Source organism: Bacillus sp. LQ01 (genome assembly GCF_057624735.1).
On record NZ_JBYEZL010000001.1, the window covers coordinates 708,226 to 725,907 of the forward strand.

The 17,682-nt window shown below is 34.5% G+C and carries 21 protein-coding genes and 1 riboswitch; of the genes, 18 read left to right on the top strand and 3 right to left on the bottom strand.

Going from position 1 to position 17,682, the window contains the following annotated elements:
* Positions 1 to 118 precede the first annotated feature (118 nt).
* Positions 119 to 700, top strand: coding sequence for a cob(I)yrinic acid a,c-diamide adenosyltransferase (locus AC22L0_RS03835; RefSeq protein WP_021728349.1), 582 nt, complete (start codon positions 119 to 121; stop codon positions 698 to 700).
* 84 nt (positions 701 to 784) lie between these two features.
* A complete protein-coding gene (locus tag AC22L0_RS03840) occupies positions 785 to 1,399 on the top strand; it encodes a peptidoglycan DD-metalloendopeptidase family protein (RefSeq protein ID WP_000866120.1) in 615 nt (204 codons plus the stop codon).
* A gap of 164 nt (positions 1,400 to 1,563) precedes the next feature.
* On the opposite strand, the gene AC22L0_RS03845 is transcribed toward AC22L0_RS03840, so the two are convergent.
* The gene (locus AC22L0_RS03845; RefSeq protein WP_000710837.1) at positions 1,564 to 2,250 is read right to left on the bottom strand and encodes a hypothetical protein; all 687 of its coding nucleotides are present in this window, start codon (positions 2,248 to 2,250) and stop codon (positions 1,564 to 1,566) included.
* 250 nt (positions 2,251 to 2,500) lie between these two features.
* Positions 2,501 to 2,640: riboswitch (FMN riboswitch) on the top strand.
* Positions 2,641 to 2,802: 162 nt separating this feature from the next.
* Between AC22L0_RS03845 and AC22L0_RS03850 the strand changes: the two genes are divergently transcribed.
* Positions 2,803 to 3,381, top strand: a complete 579-nt coding sequence (locus tag AC22L0_RS03850) for an ECF transporter S component (RefSeq protein WP_000810856.1) — start codon at positions 2,803 to 2,805, stop codon at positions 3,379 to 3,381.
* A 121-nt stretch (positions 3,382 to 3,502) separates the two neighbouring features.
* Here the strand turns inward: AC22L0_RS03850 and AC22L0_RS03855 are convergent, their stop codons facing one another.
* On the bottom strand, positions 3,503 to 3,751 hold the full coding sequence (locus AC22L0_RS03855) for a ferredoxin (RefSeq protein WP_001151993.1): 249 nt from the start codon (positions 3,749 to 3,751) through the stop codon (positions 3,503 to 3,505).
* A gap of 298 nt (positions 3,752 to 4,049) precedes the next feature.
* On the opposite strand from AC22L0_RS03855, the gene AC22L0_RS03860 reads away from it, so the two are divergent.
* The 12 genes from AC22L0_RS03860 to AC22L0_RS03915 all read left to right on the top strand — a co-directional run bounded on the left by AC22L0_RS03860 (position 4,050) and on the right by AC22L0_RS03915 (position 14,017).
* On the top strand, positions 4,050 to 5,111 hold the full coding sequence (locus tag AC22L0_RS03860; RefSeq protein WP_001167011.1) for a YpbB family protein: 1,062 nt from the start codon (positions 4,050 to 4,052) through the stop codon (positions 5,109 to 5,111).
* Positions 5,101 to 6,630 carry an ATP-dependent DNA helicase RecQ gene (recQ, locus tag AC22L0_RS03865; protein ID WP_000762980.1) on the top strand — a complete coding sequence of 510 codons (1,530 nt, stop codon included), beginning with the start codon at positions 5,101 to 5,103 and terminating at the stop codon, positions 6,628 to 6,630. The genes AC22L0_RS03860 and recQ overlap by 11 nt, the downstream gene beginning before the upstream one ends.
* A complete protein-coding gene (locus tag AC22L0_RS03870; RefSeq protein WP_001025780.1) occupies positions 6,630 to 7,193 on the top strand; it encodes a CPBP family intramembrane glutamic endopeptidase in 564 nt (187 codons plus the stop codon). The genes recQ and AC22L0_RS03870 overlap by 1 nt, the downstream gene beginning before the upstream one ends.
* Positions 7,194 to 7,215: 22 nt before the next feature.
* Positions 7,216 to 7,695, top strand: coding sequence for a LysM peptidoglycan-binding domain-containing protein (locus AC22L0_RS03875; protein WP_001231553.1), 480 nt, complete (start codon positions 7,216 to 7,218; stop codon positions 7,693 to 7,695).
* A gap of 67 nt (positions 7,696 to 7,762) precedes the next feature.
* Positions 7,763 to 8,539, top strand: coding sequence for a metallophosphoesterase (locus AC22L0_RS03880; RefSeq protein ID WP_000637796.1), 777 nt, complete (start codon positions 7,763 to 7,765; stop codon positions 8,537 to 8,539).
* Complete coding sequence (locus AC22L0_RS03885) at positions 8,539 to 9,414, top strand: MerR family transcriptional regulator (protein ID WP_001142653.1); 876 nt, start codon at positions 8,539 to 8,541, stop codon at positions 9,412 to 9,414. The genes AC22L0_RS03880 and AC22L0_RS03885 overlap by 1 nt, the downstream gene beginning before the upstream one ends.
* A 77-nt stretch (positions 9,415 to 9,491) precedes the next feature.
* Positions 9,492 to 10,100, top strand: coding sequence for a genetic competence negative regulator (locus AC22L0_RS03890; RefSeq protein WP_001235402.1), 609 nt, complete (start codon positions 9,492 to 9,494; stop codon positions 10,098 to 10,100).
* A gap of 311 nt (positions 10,101 to 10,411) precedes the next feature.
* Positions 10,412 to 11,698 (top strand): NAD-specific glutamate dehydrogenase, encoded by a 1,287-nt coding sequence (gudB, locus tag AC22L0_RS03895; RefSeq protein WP_000225173.1) that lies wholly within the window; start codon positions 10,412 to 10,414, stop codon positions 11,696 to 11,698.
* Between the two features lie 80 nt (positions 11,699 to 11,778).
* Entirely contained in the window at positions 11,779 to 11,988 is a 210-nt protein-coding gene (locus tag AC22L0_RS03900; RefSeq protein WP_000426768.1) for a hypothetical protein, read from the top strand.
* 93 nt (positions 11,989 to 12,081) lie between these two features.
* Positions 12,082 to 12,318 carry a DUF3961 domain-containing protein gene (locus AC22L0_RS03905; protein ID WP_001983018.1) on the top strand — a complete coding sequence of 79 codons (237 nt, stop codon included), beginning with the start codon at positions 12,082 to 12,084 and terminating at the stop codon, positions 12,316 to 12,318.
* A 79-nt stretch (positions 12,319 to 12,397) separates the two neighbouring features.
* Positions 12,398 to 12,928, top strand: a complete 531-nt coding sequence (locus tag AC22L0_RS03910) for a peptidoglycan recognition protein family protein (RefSeq protein WP_001240655.1) — start codon at positions 12,398 to 12,400, stop codon at positions 12,926 to 12,928.
* Between the two features lie 108 nt (positions 12,929 to 13,036).
* Complete coding sequence (locus AC22L0_RS03915) at positions 13,037 to 14,017, top strand: YpdA family putative bacillithiol disulfide reductase (RefSeq protein ID WP_001168510.1); 981 nt, start codon at positions 13,037 to 13,039, stop codon at positions 14,015 to 14,017.
* 35 nt (positions 14,018 to 14,052) lie between these two features.
* Here AC22L0_RS03915 and ansA read toward each other — a convergent pair whose 3' ends face one another.
* Positions 14,053 to 15,027 (bottom strand): asparaginase, encoded by a 975-nt coding sequence (gene ansA / locus AC22L0_RS03920; protein WP_000822026.1) that lies wholly within the window; start codon positions 15,025 to 15,027, stop codon positions 14,053 to 14,055.
* Between the two features lie 180 nt (positions 15,028 to 15,207).
* On the opposite strand from ansA, the gene AC22L0_RS03925 reads away from it, so the two are divergent.
* The 3 genes from AC22L0_RS03925 (at position 15,208) to rpsA (ending at position 17,671) form a co-directional block, all read left to right on the top strand.
* A complete protein-coding gene (locus AC22L0_RS03925) occupies positions 15,208 to 15,381 on the top strand; it encodes a YpfB family protein (RefSeq protein WP_000738057.1) in 174 nt (57 codons plus the stop codon).
* A gap of 129 nt (positions 15,382 to 15,510) precedes the next feature.
* A complete protein-coding gene (gene cmk / locus AC22L0_RS03930) occupies positions 15,511 to 16,188 on the top strand; it encodes a (d)CMP kinase (RefSeq protein WP_000361252.1) in 678 nt (225 codons plus the stop codon).
* A gap of 334 nt (positions 16,189 to 16,522) precedes the next feature.
* Positions 16,523 to 17,671: a 30S ribosomal protein S1 gene (rpsA, locus tag AC22L0_RS03935; RefSeq protein ID WP_000229559.1), complete on the top strand. Its 1,149-nt coding sequence runs from the start codon at positions 16,523 to 16,525 to the stop codon at positions 17,669 to 17,671.
* The last annotated feature ends 11 nt before the right edge of the window (positions 17,672 to 17,682 follow it).

The window sequence follows — 17,682 nt, forward strand, 5'->3', positions numbered from 1 at the left end:
GATAATGAATAAAGTTCTGCTGTTTTTTATTTTTTTGTAAACTCAATTAAATAAAGAATGGTAGAACTTTTTTCTATCTTGGTCGAATTAAAAATAACAAGAGAGGTGCTGTGAAGAAATGAAATTATATACAAAAACAGGAGATAAAGGAACGACAAGTGTAATAGGTGGCAGGGTTGATAAAGATGATATCCGTGTGGAAGCGTATGGAACAATAGACGAGGCAAATTCTCATATTGGATATGCAATGACTAAGGTTCAAGGCAAGGCTTTTAGAGATATTTACAATGAGCTCGAAAATATTCAACATGAACTATTTGATTGCGGAGGAGACTTGGCAATAGTGGAACAAAAAATTCCTTATAAAGTGACAATTGAGATGGTTGAAAGTTTAGAAAGAAAGATTGATTTATATATAGAAGAAGCCACGCCATTAGAACGCTTTATTTTGCCAGGTGGTAGCGAGGCGGCGGCTACTATTCATATTGCACGTACTGTTGTAAGGAGAGCAGAACGCTCTATAGTATCATTGCAAAAAGAAGTGAAAATAAATGAAGTTGTCTTAAAGTATGTAAATAGATTATCTGATTATTTGTTTGCGATAGCTCGAGTAATAAATGCCCGATTACAAGTGAAAGATGTGGAGTATAACCGTAGTGCATTAGTTTTTCGTGATAAGAAAGAGAAGGAAGTGGAGTAATTCACTTTCTTTTTTTGTATACTTTTTTCTGTAATATACCAAAATAGAGAAGGTATGGTGGTAATTAGAAAACGGAGGATGTATATGAAAGTTTTAAAATGCGGCGTCATGTTATTGAGTATACTGTTTGTATCTCAATTACATGTTTATGCAGAGGAAAATCGATGGACATGGCCTGTTGAAGGTCAGATAAGTGATTATTTTGGGACAAGGCATGGAAAACACTATGGTATTGATGTAGCTGCGCCGATTGGAACGCCTGTGGCAGCTATTCAAGATGGTAGGGTAACGAAGTCTTATTATTCAAGTAGTTATGGAAATGTTGTATTTATTAAACACGGAGAATATGAGGCTGTATATGCACATTTAAATAAGAGATATGTGGGGCAGGGAGATTATATTTCCAAAGGAGAAAAAATTGGAGAAGTAGGGAACACGGGAGAATCGCGAGGTGCACACTTACATCTAGAACTTCATCAAGGAAGATGGACGATGGCGAAAAAGAATGCGATGAACCCATTGCTTGTTTTAAATGAACAAAGAAATGAAGTTGTTTCTTCATCATTATATGTCGTACAAAAAGGGGATACTTTAGTTAGTATTGCACGGAAATTTAGTATGACACTTAAGGAAATTAAAGAAAAAAATGGATTGCAGCAAGAGCTAATTTATCCTAATCAACAATTATATGTTAAGTGAAGGAAACATCTCAAAAATTAAACTTTGAACAAATTTATGTTCTTCTTAAATAAGGTTCAATGTAAATGAAATTATATGGGCGCTTTTGCTAGAACTATTGAGTGAATTAGAGCATCTATATCTAAAAGAAAACCGTCCCAAAATTTATTTTGGGACGGCTTCTTTTACCAAAAAATAAAGACACATATAAATCCAGAAATAGCTAAATAGCTATATAAGTAAAAAACTTTTGTTCTTGTTTTCTCTTTTGTTCGAAACAGTACGATAGTCGGTTCAATTAAACCGATTGTCAAACAAAGTAGGCCAAGAAGCATACAACCAATCGAGATAGAATACAGGGCGATTTGTGGTGCTTGAAATGGAATCATCCATTTTAATAAAAATGCAATAAGTGCAGTGTAACAAATACTACCGATGTATTTATTCAGTGGTGTATTAGAACGAAAACCAGGAAGTTTTTTTAAGAAAGAGCGGGAAACAACTTCTGTTTGTAAAGATGTATGCTCTTCAATAATTTTTTGAGCTTCTTTTCCTTTTTGAAAAAGAGATAAGATCCAATTTCGCTCACCCTGAAAAATAAATTGAGAAGTTGTCAAATAGTGATCAATCTTCACTTTATTCCAACTCTTCCACGGATGACGCTCACACAATTTTAATTTACTTTCTGTTTTTTTATCATACTGATAAATACTGATGCCATCTTCATCGAAAGTAGCATAGTATGTCTCGTTTGAGAATGTGCCTAAATCAATTGGGCAGTAGAAAAGTAATTCTTTTTTTAAGTAAAAGTATTCTTTTCTTAAGTTTTTTTTCATTGCTTCTCGAATAGAATGTCTCTTGTCTTTTTTCATGACATTTCCTCCATAACTCAGAAAATGTTCTTATCTTAACAATTCAATATCTTATCACTTTTAATTATATATGACTAGGTAATTCAAAAGAGAAATGCCGAATAATAAAAAATATGGATTGTATTGTAAAATATCTCGCAATTTATTTTTTTTGTTACGAAAAATAAATAACTAATTTTAAATAAGTTACAATTTTTTAGTTCACAATGTTATGAGGTTGTTGTATAATGAAGGGGAAAATAGAATATCGGTCTATCTTCGGGGCAGGGTGAAAATCCCGACCGGCGGTGATGAACTATTTATGATTTTGTTCTAAGCCCGCGAGCCGTTAAGGCAGGATTTGGTGTGATTCCAAAGCCGACAGTATAGTCTGGATGGGAGAAGATGGAGGTTCAAGCGTTCAAAAAAGATATGGATTTGAACGTCTGTTTGATGTGCCTTAAATTCTCCCTTTGTGTAAAACACAAAGGGTTTTTTCGTTCTATGAAAAAATAGGCATAGCAGAACCTTTCCACTTTCCATGAGATGATCGATGGAAAAGGAGAGAGAAAGATGAAACAAAAAAACAGTGTAGTGCAGATGGTGAGTGTAGCGATGCTAAGTAGTATTGCATATTTACTAATGATGTTAGATTTTCCGTTCCCAGGGCTTCCGCCATTTTTGAAAATTGATTTTAGTGATGTACCAGCTCTAATTGCAGCAATTATCTTTGGACCAGTAGCAGGAGTGATTGTAGAGGCGATAAAGAACATTTTACATTACGGGATTCAAGGAAGTTTAACGGGAGTACCAGTTGGAGAGATTGCAAACTTTATTGCAGGATGCTTATTTATTGGACCAGCAGCTTTCTTATTTAGAAAGTATCGTACTGTGAAGAGTTTAACTACAGGATTAATGCTAGGGACAATTACAATGGCACTTATTATGAGTGTATTAAACTACATCATCATATTCCCGGCTTACACTTGGTTTTTAAATTCACCGGCTATGTCTAGCGAAGCTATAAGAACAACGGTTGTAACGGCAATCTTACCATTTAATTTAATTAAAGGGATTGTTGTAACAATTGTATTTGTAGCATTATTCTCACGCCTGAAAGTATGGGTGTTTGCAAAAATGAAAAATGCATAATATATATTAAAACCATTAGTAGTGTGAAACTACTAATGGTTTTTTATTAAGGAAAATAAAATTTAGATACAAAAAATGCCCCTCATCAATATGAGGGGCATTTTTTGAAGTTAATAAAAGACTATTCGAATTTTAAAGCGTCTCCGTCGAATGATTCGTCAGCAACTTTAATTGAGTCAGTTGGACAGCCTTCGAATGCATCCATCATATCTTCAATTAATACATCTGGAATTTCAACGATACCTTGGTTATCATCTAATGTTACAAATGCAATACCTTCATCATCATAGTCATAAATGTCTGGTGCAGCAGCGCCACAAGCACCACATGCAATACAAGTATCTTTATCAACGATTGTATATTTTGCCATCTTTTTTCCCTCCTGATAATATGTATGTGAAAAGCTCGCCATAAAAATTATAACCTTATTGTAAAACGGTTTGTAAAACTTTTCAACATAAAATTATAATGATAATGCTTATCAATTAGAGTGTCAACTTATTTTTGAATTATGTCATAAGATTTTCAAAATACGTAAATATGATTTCGTTTGATACAATAGAATATATACAAGTATATAGTTCTTATATGATAAGTTTAATGAGCGAAAGTAGATAGTGTAATTGTACTGAAAAGAATGAAGTTAAGATTGGAAGGTGGAAGCGGTCATGCAAATACAATATACTTTGTTGCATTGTTTAAAACAATTGAATGGTGAAAGAACCGTTTCTTCTATTTATTATTTACTAAAGGGCAAACGTTCTTCGCAAACTTTACAAGATGGAAATATGTTCCGAATTTCTTTTTTGTTCGGAATATACAAATCATTGAATAGAAATGACTATGATGGTGAAGTTGCAAAGTTGTTGCAAGCGAATTTTATTCAAGAAATACATGAAAATACATATGTGTTAACACCTACGGGTAAAATGCAGTTACATAAATGGGAGGAAGTTTATGCTTTTCCGGCGCATTTGCATGGTTTACATTATGGTGAATTAGGTGAAACATTTTGGAAAAGATTATCATTAATTATTCAAACTATATCAAATTTACAACAGAATAATACGAAGTTTATCCCAATTCAGCAAGATACAGAAATAATGATGTGGGTGAAACGTTTTCTAACAGGAATACCATATAAGAGAAGTGAGTTGGCGAGAAAACTATGGACGGAAGTATATAATCTTTTAGAAAAGAGCAATACGATAGAAGCGACGATTGTAACATATCGACTAACGGGTTATGAACGTATTGGTTGTACATTGCAACAATTAGCAGAAATTACGAAACAAGATATATTCAGGGTGTATTTTTTATTTTGGGGTACAATGCATTTCTTTATACAAGAAGTTCGTGATAAAGAAAATGAATTTCCACTATTAGCTGAAATTATATCTTATCCAAATGAAAGAGCTGAATTATTTAGTTTATCGACGAAAAAAACATATAATTTTTGGAGACAAGGACGTTCTTTAGAAGAAATAGCGACGATTCGGAATTTAAAGGTTGCAACGATAGAAGATCATTTTGTTGAAATTGCTTTGCGAGAAAAAGATTTTTCTATTGAAATGTTTATGGAAAAAGAAAAGATAGACAAAGTAATAAAAGTAATTGAAGCATTGCAAACGCGGAAGTTACGTGTTTTGAAACAAGCGGTTGGAGAAGATATCTCTTATTTTGAAGTTCGTCTTGTATTAGCGCGGATGGAGGGTGTAAATGAAACTTGAAGAATATTTATATAAGTGGTTTGGATATTCTGAATTTCGTCCAGGTCAAAAAGGAGTTATTACAGATTTATTAGAAGGAAAAGATGTGATAGCAATGCTTCCGACTGGAAGAGGGAAATCTATGTGCTATCAGTTTCCGGGGCTTATGCGAGAAGGAACAGTGCTTGTTGTATCACCGTTATTATCTTTAATGGAAGATCAAGTAACACAATTAAAGTATGTTGTGAAAAACCGAGTAATAGCATTTAATAGTTTTCGGACATTAAATGAAAAAAGAGAAGCGATGAAAAAATTATCTTCATATAAATTTATTTTTGTTTCACCAGAGATGTTACAGTCGGAGTTATTAATTAGGGAATTGAAGAAAATTCATATTTCATTATTTGTTGTTGATGAGGCTCATTGTATTTCTCAATGGGGTTATGATTTTAGACCGGACTATAAAAAACTAAATGTAGTTATTGAAAATATTGGTTCTCCTACAGTATTAGCATTGACAGCCACAGCGACAAAAGGGGTACTGCAGGATATCGCAAATAGTTTAAATTTAAAGGGTGCCGCGGAACATGTATACTCTATTGACCGTCCTAATATTGCAATGGATGTGCAATTTGTAGAGACGATAGAAGAAAAGAAAGAGGCGCTTTTAGAGCAGGTGATGTATTTACAAGGGCCGGGGATTGTATATTGCTCAAGTAGAGCGTGGACAGAAAGGTTAACGGAATACTTGAGAGGGAAAGGTGTTACTGGTGTAGCTTTTTATCATGGTGGTATGGAACATGAAGAGCGTATGTTAATTCAACAGCAGTTTATGAACGATCAATTGCAACTTGTAATATGCACAAGTGCATTTGGTATGGGGGTAAATAAGGCGAATACGCGATATATTATTCATTTTCATTATCCAACTAATATAGCTTCTTACTTACAAGAAATCGGAAGAGCTGGAAGAGATGGCGAACCGAGTATAGCTATTTTATTATGTAGTCCGTTGGATCATGATTTACCAATTTCGATCATTGAGGATGAATTGCCAAGTAAGTCACAAATACAATTTTTATTTTCTTTACTACAAGAAAGAATGTTTCAAACGAAAGAATTACCAATAGAAGATGTAGAAGAAATTTGTTATAATGCAGCAAGATTTAATGAGCAATATTGGCGTTTCGTTCGTTATCATCTCGAACAGGTTGGAATTATACAACAACGAAGATTATTATTAGAAGGTTTGTCAGATGAAATCATGAACCGATTAATAGCTGAAGTAGAAATAAGGTTGCGTAATAAATATAGTGAGCTAGAAAATATGAAGTCATGGATACAAGTTAAAGGATGTAGACGTGAATATGTGCTGCAACAGTTCGGTTATAGGAAAGAGCAAGAGTTAATTAATTGCTGCGATTATTGCGGTATTACAAAAGAAGATTATAAAAAAAGACGAGCGCAACAATCGGATTTCGACTATAATTGGGAAACAGAGTTACAAAAGCTTTTCGGCCTAGAAAAGATGGAGGAATGATGAACATTCAAAGACATAATGTTGAAGATATGAGTCCGCAGGAAATAAGGCTGAATCTATATATAACACAGTTAATTATTATCGGTATTGGCTGTTTACTGGCATATATATTATTTCAAGATGTAAAAGAAGTCTTTAATTTATGGAAATGGGAACCAGTATCTATACTTATTATAGGTGGTTTGTTAGCGATTGGTATTGTGTTATTAGATTATGTTGCAATGCGAGTGTTTCCGGAGTCTTGGTTTGATGATGGTGGTATTAACGATAAGATGTTTCGAGGAATGTCCGTTCTGCACTTACTCGTTATTACGTTCTTAATTGGTTTTGCAGAAGAATTTTTATTTAGAGGTGTAGTACAGACTCATTTTGGAATTGTAATTGCGAGCTTCGTATTTGCAGTGTTACATATTCGTTATATAACAAAGCCATTTTTGTTTTGTTTCGTCTGTTTCATTAGTTTTGTCTTTGGTTATGTATTTGAATGGACAGGAAATTTGTTTATAACAATCTTTGCACACTTTCTTGTTGATTTTATAATGGGACTCCAATTAAGAAAATAAATGGAAGGTGGTGGTGAACAACATGAGGAAACGAATTCCTGATTTTGAAGAGGAATTAGAAGTTGAGCGAGTGGAAGAAAAAGAAAGTTTACCGCCGCGTAGTGAAATTCATAGAAATAAAGAAAAAAAACAAAAGTTTAAAATAAATCACATTTTCGTCCGGGTTTTAACATTTCTATTCATTCTGCTGCCGATTAGTATTTTGTGGTACACGGATAAATATATTCAGGTGAAGGGTGATAGTAATAATGCCGGAAAAAGTGCGTTTGAAGTAATCTTCTTTGATTCAGCTAAATCTGAGTCGCAGAAACATTCTGAAAAAGTAATAACGCATACTGTGAAAGAGGGAGAAACTTTAGAAAGTATAGCGAAGCAATATTTTTCAGATGGAAATGGAATTGAAGTAATTAAAAAGTATAATAACTTGCAAGAAGATGAAGTGAGTGCAGGTCAAGAATTAAAAATTCCGATAAAAGATAAGTCCACAAAGCAAGAAAGCTAGTGAGTTAAGCGATCACCGTTTGTTATAAAAGCCTAGGATTATCTTTATGAGGAGGGGAGTCAAAAATATGATATGGATTATATTATTCAGTACTCTCATAGGCATGGGGATTTTATTGCTTCTTGTGATGTATAAAGAAGCGATGCGTAATACGGTGTTGGAACATACTTTAGTATTTAAAGAATTTCCGAAAAGTTTTCAAAAAGTAAATGTGTTTTTTATTTCTGATATTCATAGAAGAGTCATTTCGAATTTGTTAATTGAACAAGTAAAAGGAAAAGTAGATCTCGTAATTATCGGAGGAGATTTAGCAGAGAAAGGTGTCTCTTTATCAAAAATCTCTGCGAATATTCAAAAGTTAAGAGAGATAGCTCCTGTATATTTTGTGTGGGGAAACAATGATTATGAGATAGAATATCATGAATTAGATGCGTTATTATTAGAAAATAACGTAAAAGTTTTAGATAATACAAGAGTGGTATTTGAGTCTGAATTAGGCGAGAAAATTTGTTTGCTCGGTATAGATGATGTTGGATTGCACCGTGATCGTCTAGATTTGGCATTGGCGGATTGTAAAGAAGATGGTTTTCGTATCCTAGTTAGTCACAACCCTGATATAATAAAAAAAATGTCTGGAAATGAACAGATTTCACTTGTCTTAAGTGGACATACGCATGGAGGGCAAATCCGATTATTCCCATCTAAAAAATATTTAAAAGGTGGCGTATATAACCATTTAAATACGATTCTCTTTGTTAGTAATGGGTATGGAACAACATTGATACCACTTCGTTTCCGAGCACCTGCTCAAACACACATCATTACATTGTGCGGAGGGAAATGATGCCAACTCTTAATGGGAAATACAATATAAAAGCCGTTTCGAATATAATTGGAGTTCAGCCGAGTACGCTTCGTGCATGGGAAAGACGATATCAAATTATTGCCCCAAAGCGGAATCAAGCTGGGCATCGTTTATATACAGAAGAGCATATTCAAATTTTAAAATGGTTAATGGAAAAAGTTTCTTCCGGTATGATGATTGGACAAGCAGTTCGATTATTAGAAGAGAATCGTTTGCAGAGTACAGTTCAAAAAGAGATACATTTCGATAAAGAAGTTGTTTTAGTGGACGATTTGCTACAAGCTTTGTTAAAATTTGATGAAATTACAATTGCTGCATTATTAAACGAAGCTTTTAGTATATATTCAACAGAGAAGGTTGTTGCCAGTATTGTTCTTCGAGTGACAGACAAATTATTAACGTCAAAAAATAATAATGAGATTTCAATGGTGCAATTTCAATATGCACTATCATTTTTACAAACGCGTCTAGGGATGGTGTATCACAATGCCTCAATGTTTTCCTCTTTACACAAAGTTATTGTGTTAGAAAAGGATGCATTGAAAGGATTTATTTTTTCAACTTATTTACGCTTAAAAGGATATGAGGCGATATATATTAGGACAAGCTTAGCTGAAGATGGTATGTTATCAGCGGTAGAGGAAATACAGCCGAAATATGTATTTGTATCTTTTGCTGACGAACAAGAAATGAAAAAGACGATGAACTTTATAAATTTATTACAAGAAAAAAGGGAATCTCTTTTAGTTGGATTTATCGGAAAGCTAGGCGTTCTAAACCAGTTGGACATTGAAACAATCCTAATTGGTGATACGAAAGAAGAATGGGATGGATGGTTAAAAATGTCGGAATAGTTGTTCGAAAAGAACCATCTATTTTCTATTTCATATAATAAAAATTAGATGCATTGGTTACGTAGGGAGGGTATGAGATGAGGCTGGAACGATTAAATTACAATAAGATAAAAATTTTTCTAACATTTGATGATTTATCTGAACGAGGATTAACGAAAGAAGATTTATGGAGAAATGCACCGAAAGTACAGCAATTATTTCGTGATATGATGCAAGAAGCAAATAAGGAATTAGGGTTTGAAGCAGATGGTCCGATTGCAGTTGAAGTGTTTTCTCTACAAGCACAAGGGATGGTTGTAATTGTAACGAAAGAAAATCAAGAAATGGATACAGATGATGAGTTCCGTGACGAGTTTATTGAAATGCAAGTGACTCTAGATGAAAGTGAGCATATATTATATGAGTTTGCTACGCTAGATGACGTAATTAACCTGTCGAATCGCTTATATAACCTTGGTGTAACTGGCGGAAAGCTATATACGTGGGATGAGCGCTTCTATCTTTGGGTGGAAGAAGAGGAACAAATTCAATTGTTAAAGGCGGATTTTATAGCTATTTTAGCGGAATACGGTAATCCGTCTACAGCAACCATTTATCGCATCATGGAGTACGGTAAAGAATTAATGGATGTTAACGCGATAGAGCAAATACACAATTACTTTGTGAAAAAACAAAACCTCAGCTAATACAACATAGCTGAGGTTTTGTTTTTATTTGGAGAAGGGAAGGGATGATTGTAAATACTCGAACATACTTTTTGAAAATAAAATATGCAGTTTTATGGGAGTGTGGTTGATGGAAATAAAAAATATTTAAATATTTAAGTATTTTACTTTTCTAAAAGTAATAAAAGGACTATAATAATAGTGAAAACGCTTGCAACAGAAAATAGTTTGTATATATTTGTTAGCGTTTTCTATTGCATTCCAAATTTAAGGGTGTATACTAGGCAATGAAGGTTTACTAAACAAGTGAAATTACAGGGGGTTTACTTACTATGGTAGCCGAAAAGGGAACTCAAACAAAAACACAACAACAAAGGGAACAACATTTTGAACTATTGAATTCAACACAAATTGTTATTAGTGAAGCGTTAGAAAAATTGGGTTATCCAAACGAAGTATATGAATTATTAAAAGAACCAATTCGTATGATGACAGTGAAAATACCAGTTCGTATGGATGACGGGACTGTTAAAATATTTACAGGATATCGTGCACAACATAATGATGCTGTTGGTCCAACGAAAGGTGGGATTCGCTTCCATCCGAATGTAACAGAAAATGAAGTGAAAGCACTTTCAATCTGGATGAGTTTAAAATGTGGTATTGTTGATTTACCATATGGTGGAGGTAAGGGTGGAATTATTTGTGATCCACGTGAAATGTCATTCCGTGAGTTAGAAAGATTAAGTCGCGGTTATGTACGAGCAATTAGCCAAATCGTAGGACCGACGAAAGATATTCCAGCTCCAGATGTATTCACAAACTCTCAAATTATGGCATGGATGATGGATGAGTATAGCCGTATTGATGAATTTAATTCACCAGGATTTATTACAGGTAAACCGCTTGTATTAGGTGGATCACATGGACGTGAAACAGCAACAGCGAAAGGTGTAACAATTTGTATTCGCGAAGCTGCGAAAAAACGTGGCATTGATATTAAGGGTGCACGCGTTGTTGTTCAAGGATTCGGTAATGCTGGTAGCTTCTTAGCTAAATTTATGCATGATGCAGGTGCGAAAGTTATTGCAATCTCAGATGCTTACGGCGCGTTACATGATCCAAACGGATTAGATATTGATTATTTATTAGACCGTCGTGATAGCTTCGGTACAGTAACAAAGTTATTTAACAATACAATTTCAAACAAAGAATTGTTAGAACTTGATTGCGATATTTTAGTTCCAGCTGCAATTGAGAACCAAATTACAGAAGAAAATGCTAATGATATTAAAGCGAAAATCGTTGTTGAAGCTGCAAATGGTCCAACAACATTAGAAGCGACTAAAATTTTAACAGATCGCGGAATTTTACTTGTTCCAGACGTGTTAGCAAGTGCTGGTGGTGTAACAGTATCTTACTTTGAGTGGGTACAAAATAACCAAGGTTACTACTGGACTGAAGAAGAAGTAGAACAACGTTTAGAAAAAGTAATGGTAAGATCATTTGATTCTATTTATGAAACAGCACAAGTTCGTAAAGTGAACATGCGCTTAGCGGCGTACATGGTTGGTGTTCGTAAAATGGCTGAAGCAAGCCGCTTCAGAGGTTGGGTATAAAATATTATATCTTGAGAAAACGTGATTTCCTTTCGAGGGAATCACGTTTTTTTGTTGAAGTATTAAATGAGGTGTTGTATATGGAGAATGAAATGTTGGAACGAGTAGAACAATTAGAAGAAAAGGTTAATAGGTTAGAGGGAGAACTCGCAAGAACGATGAAAGCTCGCAAAATAAGTACCGTTCGGATGTTCGGGGAAGGGCTACTGTTTCTGATATTTGGTGTGGTTGTAGTAGGGCCGATTATTGCCGTTGTAATCTCAATTTTTACTTGGCTTGCTGAAAAATAAAATAAAAATAAAAAAGAACGCTTGTTCTACACGAACAAACGTGCTATACTCTCCTTAGATAAACAAAACGGAAATGATTTTAAGGAGAGATAAATGATGAAAATGACAGTAGACCAAAGATTTATGATGCCAGCAGATGTTGTAGAGCGAGTGGAAGTTTTACGAAACAAACAAAGCAAGCGTGGCACATTATTACAATCGGTAAATAAATTTTTCGGTTTAGATACGAAAGAAGATTGTGTTTGGTTTTACGGTTTTTATGGAGTGGCTGTAAGTATCTTGTTGTTTATGGTGTTCACTTCAAATATTTTCGATTTTCTCTTCGCGTAAGAAATATGCGATAAGGACATTGCTACCGAATACATATATAAGGAAGTAAGGTAATCTTCTAGAGCGGGAGTTGGTAGCAATGGCGATGTTTCCTATAGAGCGCAATTATATTGGATATGGAAGTTCACGACCGGGGATTCCTCTGACTAAAGTGAGATTTATCGTAAGCCATGATACGGGGAATCCTGGAAGCAATGCGATAGGCAATCGAGATTACTTTAATGAATTACAACCGAAAGCTTCGGCACATACATTTATAGATGATAAAACAATATTGGAGATTATTCCTATAAATGAAGTTGCGTATCATGTTCGATATGGTGTGCCGACGGATAATGACTTATATGGCTATGACGCGAATAAGGCGGCCATTGGAGTGGAACTTTGTTATGGTGGTGATGTTAACTTTTGGGAAGCGTATAATCGTTTTACATGGTATCATGCGTATTTATGCCAAAACTTTGGCTTAAATCCGAAAAAAGATATCGTGTCACATAAAACGCTTGATCCAGCTAGAAAGATTGATCCTGAGAATGTATTAGGGAAACAAGGTATTAAATTTCAGCAGTTTTTAGCAGATGTCTATCGGATGTACGTTTCGTTTAGATGACAAATATATGAAAAATGAATACAATAAAGATAGGTGCCTACTGCTGTAAGTAGGTTTTTTCTTGTTTTTATAAATAGTGCATTGGTAGAAGACTAGGAGTGGACGAGTATGCAGAAAGAAACAGTTATTATAATCGGAGGCGGTCCGTGCGGATTAGCGGCTGCAATTTCGTTGCAAAAGGTAGGGATAAATCCGTTAGTAATTGAAAAAGGAAACATTGTAAATGCCATTTATAATTATCCAACTCATCAAACATTTTTCTCTTCTAGTGAAAAATTAGAAATTGGTGATGTAGCTTTTATTACAGAAAATCGTAAGCCATTTCGAAATCAAGCGCTTGCGTATTATCGTGAAGTAGTAAAACGTAAATCTGTACGTGTAAATGCTTTTGAGCGAGTGGAGAAAGTTCAAAAAGATGGAGAAGTTTTTCAGGTTGAGACGACAAAGCGTGATGGAAGTAAGGAAATGTATATAGGGAAATATATTGTTGTAGCAACTGGATATTATGATAATCCAAATTATATGAATGTTCCAGGTGAGGAATTGAAGAAAGTAGCTCACTATTTTAAAGAGGGGCATCCTTATTTTGATCGAGATGTAGTAGTTATAGGTGGGAAAAACTCGAGTGTAGATGCCGCGTTAGAACTTGTTAAATCTGGTGCACGTGTAACGGTACTGTATCGTGGAAGTGAGTATTCACCAAGCATAAAGCCTTGGATTTTGCCGGAATTTGAGGCGTTAGTACGAAACGGTACAATTCAAATGCATTTTGGAGCTCATGTGAAAGAGATTACTGAGCATACATTAACGTTTACAGTTGATGGTGAAGCTTTTACAATCAAAAACGATTTTGTATTTGCGATGACTGGTTATCATCCTGATCATAGCTTCTTAACGAAGATGGGTGTTCAGATTGATGAAGAAACAGGACGTCCAATTTATACAGAGGATAGAATGGAAACGAATGCTGAAAATATTTTCATTGCAGGTGTCATTGCTGCTGGAAATAATGCAAATGAAATATTTATCGAGAACGGTAGATTTCATGGAGATGCGATTGCGCAAACCATTGCATCAAGAGAAAAATAAAAAGGAGCTGTCGGGAAAATCTCGACAGCTCCTTTTTATTCGTGCATAAACATATTTTGAATGGATTCATGAGAATTTGTATTCTCTAATGCAACAAGTAATTTAATGCGTGCTTTTTGTGCATTTAAGCCGTATGTGAATACAATGCCCATATCTTTTAAGTGTTTACCGCCACCTTCATACGAATATACGTCTTGAACGATACCGTTGAAACAGCGAGAAACTAATACGACAGGAATACCTTTATTTAATAATCTTTCTAGGCTAGGTAGTGTTCTTGGAGGGAGATTACCTTGTCCAAGAGCTTCGATAACAATGCCGTCTACAGGAAGATTTTCGATTGCTGCTAATAATGTATCATCCATGCCAGCATATGCTTTTAGAACAACTACATTTTTAGACACTTTATTTATCGTATATGATTCGCGATGTACTAAAGCGTGATGGAAGACAACGCCGCGTTTTGTTACCATTCCAATTGGTCCGTATTGTGGACTTTGGAATGTTGCGACATTACTTGTATGTGTTTTCGTTACATTTGTAGCGCAATGAATTTCGTCGTTTAATACGACTAAAACACCTTTTTCTGCAGCTTCATCACAACTAGCAACTTTTACAGCTGATAAGAAGTTATATAGACCATCAGCACCTAACTCATTACTAGAGCGCATTGCACCTGTCACTACGATCGGAATAGTTGCTTGTACTGTTAAATCTAAGAAATAAGCTGTTTCTTCTAATGTATCCGTACCATGCGTAATAACTACGCCATGAATGTTGTCTTGTTTTACTCTTTCATCAATGATGACTTGTAATTGTAACATTTCGCTCGGTGTCATATGAGGAGATGGTAGATGGAACACATCTTCAACGATTAAATCAACATCGCCTTCTAAATCAGGAATGAATTTTAAAAGAGGATTTTTTTTACCTGGTTGTACGACCCCAGTTTCTTTATCTTCCTCCATTGCAATTGTTCCACCTGTGTGTAAAACTAGGATTCTTTTCAATGCTTATACCCCTTTCAAGTAAAAAAATACATTTAGAACATAACATGTTTTGAGTAAATTCGACAATGGAAATGTATAAAAGTATGCCTCGAAAATGACAATAAAATTAACTGCTATATGTACGATGTATAAAATTACGAAACGAAATGTGCAAATATAGTATAGGAGGGAGAAATTACGGTGAAAAAGATGGAGAGAATTTTTATTCGTATATTAATAATACAATTCATTTGTCTTTCTGTTGTACAATTATTATTTATACATAAGTCATCAGTGAAATATTTATCTAAAATTGTTTATTATGAGGGTGTTATGGTAAAAAACAAAGTGGAAATCTTGCAGGTGAATCGGTAGTTTTCATTTTCTTCTATGAAGGATTATGCTACAATAATTGAGGATTTAATGACGCGAAGCAAATGAGAAGAAGCAGGGTGAACACCTGCTTTTCGTTTTGTTTTATAAGTGAAAAAATGAGGTGTTACAATGGATAAACGAATTTCAATTGCTATAGATGGTCCAGCAGCTGCAGGGAAAAGTACAGTGGCAAAAGTTGTTGCGAAGGAACTTTCTTATGTTTATATTGATACAGGCGCAATGTACCGTACGCTTACATATGCAGCCCTTGAACAAAAAGTAGACATTGAAAATGAAGAGCAGTTAATGGAAGTTGTAAAGAATGTAAATATTGAGTTTCAGCAAGGAGAAAATACACAGCTTGTATTTTTAAATGGACAAGATGTTTCTGAAGTAATTCGTACACCTGATGTGACGAATCGAGTATCTATTGTAGCGAAACATCGCCTTGTTCGTGAAGAAATGGTACGTCGTCAGCAAGAGTTAGCGAAAAAAGGCGGCGTTGTAATGGACGGCCGTGATATTGGTACACATGTATTACCGGATGCTGAAGTGAAAATCTTTATGCTTGCTTCTGTTGAAGAAAGAGCGGAAAGAAGGCATTTAGAAAATTTAAATAAAGGTTTCGATTCTAATTTAGAGCAGCTAAAAGAAGAAATTGCTCAGCGTGATAAATTAGATTCAGAACGCGAAGTTTCTCCACTAAAAAAGGCTGATGATGCATTGGAATTAGATACGACTTCTTTATCAATTGAAGAAGTTGTCCAAAAAATTATGAGCATTGTTTCTGGAGTGTTTGCGAAATAAAGAAAGGGGATAATCCTCTTTCTTTTTTTGTTTAAATAGAAATGTAAAGGATACGTGAATTATGAGTCTCTTTCCTTGACAAATGAGCTGATTTGTAAGAAGTTAGTTAAAGAGGAATAAAACTGTCAGAATATATTCGCTATTATATTTCAAAACATACTTTTTTCAAGCTGGTTTTGCTGTATACTATTTATATAGGTTTAATATATTTTCTTGTGAATGTTATTGAAAAAGAGTATGTGATGAGAAATTCTTAAACATGCAAATGAAAACTTTGTTTTCATTTCGTATATACATAAAAAATGCTTTGTCAATTCTGTAGGGAGGTATTTCCATGGTAGAGAAAATGAATGAAGAAGTTATGGATTCAAAAGAATTACAAGTTGGTGACGTTGTTACAGGTTCTGTAACGAAGGTTGAAGAGAAACAAGTGCTTGTAAATGTTGGATACAAAACAGATGGCGTAATTCCAATTAGTGAATTAGCTAACGTTCATATTGAAAAAGCAAGCGATGTTGTAGAATTAGATCAAACACTAGAGTTGAAAATTATTAAATTAGAAGAAGATGATCTTGTCTTATCTAAACGTGCTGTTGATGCAGAAAAAGCATGGGTAGAACTACAAGAGAAATTTACTTCTGGTCATGTATTTGATGTTACTGTAAAAGATATTGTGAATGGCGGATTAGTTGTGGACCTTGGTGTTCGCGGTTTTATTCCAGCTTCACTTGTAGAAGTACATTATGTAGAAGACTTTACTGACTATAAAGGTAAAACATTAGCGGTGAAAATTGTTGAATTAGACCGTGAAAAAAATCGTGTAATCCTTTCGCATAAAGCGGTAGTAGAATTAGAACTAGATTCTAAGAAAAAAGAAGCAATTTCTTCATTAAAAGAAGGGGACGTTGTTGAAGGAACAGTACAACGATTAACTGACTTTGGCGCATTCGTTAATGTTGGTGGAGTGGACGGTTTAGTTCACATTTCACAAATTTCACACGAACGTGTAGAGCAACCTTCTGAAGTGTTAGAGCAAGGTCAAAAGGTTAAGGTAAAGGTGTTATCTGTTGATGCTGATACACAACGTATTTCTTTATCAATTAAAGCAGCTCAACCAGGACCTTGGGAAAACGTTGCTGGCGAAATAAAAGCTGGAGATATTCGTGAGGGAGTAGTAAAACGCCTTGTTACATTTGGTGCATTCGTTGAGATTTTACCGGGCGTTGAAGGACTTGTACACGTATCTCAAATTGCAAATCGTCACGTGAAAAATCCGAATGAAGTATTGGAAATGGGACAAGAAGTAAAAGTAAAAGTACTTGAAGTTCACGTAGCAGAGAAACGTATTTCTTTAAGTATAAAAGAAGCGCTTGAGGAAAATAATGTAACTGAAGATTATAGTCAGTATGAGCCAAATGCTGATTCTGCTACTTTCCAATTAAGTGATATTATTGGTGAACAACTGAAAAAATTAAAGAAATAATGAGGGGTACA

Bases quoted from the DNA above. Each gene is read 5' to 3' on its own strand.
- AC22L0_RS03835 (WP_021728349.1), top strand. From the start codon at position 119: ATGAAATTATATACAAAAACAGGAGATAAAGGAACGACAAGTGTAATA.
- AC22L0_RS03840 (WP_000866120.1), top strand. From the start codon at position 785: ATGAAAGTTTTAAAATGCGGCGTCATGTTATTGAGTATACTGTTTGTA.
- AC22L0_RS03845 (WP_000710837.1), bottom strand. From the start codon at position 2,250: ATGAAAAAAGACAAGAGACATTCTATTCGAGAAGCAATGAAAAAAAAC.
- AC22L0_RS03850 (WP_000810856.1), top strand. From the start codon at position 2,803: ATGAAACAAAAAAACAGTGTAGTGCAGATGGTGAGTGTAGCGATGCTA.
- AC22L0_RS03855 (WP_001151993.1), bottom strand. From the start codon at position 3,751: ATGGCAAAATATACAATCGTTGATAAAGATACTTGTATTGCATGTGGT.
- AC22L0_RS03860 (WP_001167011.1), top strand. From the start codon at position 4,050: ATGCAAATACAATATACTTTGTTGCATTGTTTAAAACAATTGAATGGT.
- recQ (WP_000762980.1), top strand. From the start codon at position 5,101: ATGAAACTTGAAGAATATTTATATAAGTGGTTTGGATATTCTGAATTT.
- AC22L0_RS03870 (WP_001025780.1), top strand. From the start codon at position 6,630: ATGAACATTCAAAGACATAATGTTGAAGATATGAGTCCGCAGGAAATA.
- AC22L0_RS03875 (WP_001231553.1), top strand. From the start codon at position 7,216: ATGAGGAAACGAATTCCTGATTTTGAAGAGGAATTAGAAGTTGAGCGA.
- AC22L0_RS03880 (WP_000637796.1), top strand. From the start codon at position 7,763: ATGATATGGATTATATTATTCAGTACTCTCATAGGCATGGGGATTTTA.
- AC22L0_RS03885 (WP_001142653.1), top strand. From the start codon at position 8,539: ATGCCAACTCTTAATGGGAAATACAATATAAAAGCCGTTTCGAATATA.
- AC22L0_RS03890 (WP_001235402.1), top strand. From the start codon at position 9,492: ATGAGGCTGGAACGATTAAATTACAATAAGATAAAAATTTTTCTAACA.
- gudB (WP_000225173.1), top strand. From the start codon at position 10,412: ATGGTAGCCGAAAAGGGAACTCAAACAAAAACACAACAACAAAGGGAA.
- AC22L0_RS03900 (WP_000426768.1), top strand. From the start codon at position 11,779: ATGGAGAATGAAATGTTGGAACGAGTAGAACAATTAGAAGAAAAGGTT.
- AC22L0_RS03905 (WP_001983018.1), top strand. From the start codon at position 12,082: ATGATGAAAATGACAGTAGACCAAAGATTTATGATGCCAGCAGATGTT.
- AC22L0_RS03910 (WP_001240655.1), top strand. From the start codon at position 12,398: ATGGCGATGTTTCCTATAGAGCGCAATTATATTGGATATGGAAGTTCA.
- AC22L0_RS03915 (WP_001168510.1), top strand. From the start codon at position 13,037: ATGCAGAAAGAAACAGTTATTATAATCGGAGGCGGTCCGTGCGGATTA.
- cmk (WP_000361252.1), top strand. From the start codon at position 15,511: ATGGATAAACGAATTTCAATTGCTATAGATGGTCCAGCAGCTGCAGGG.
- rpsA (WP_000229559.1), top strand. From the start codon at position 16,523: ATGGTAGAGAAAATGAATGAAGAAGTTATGGATTCAAAAGAATTACAA.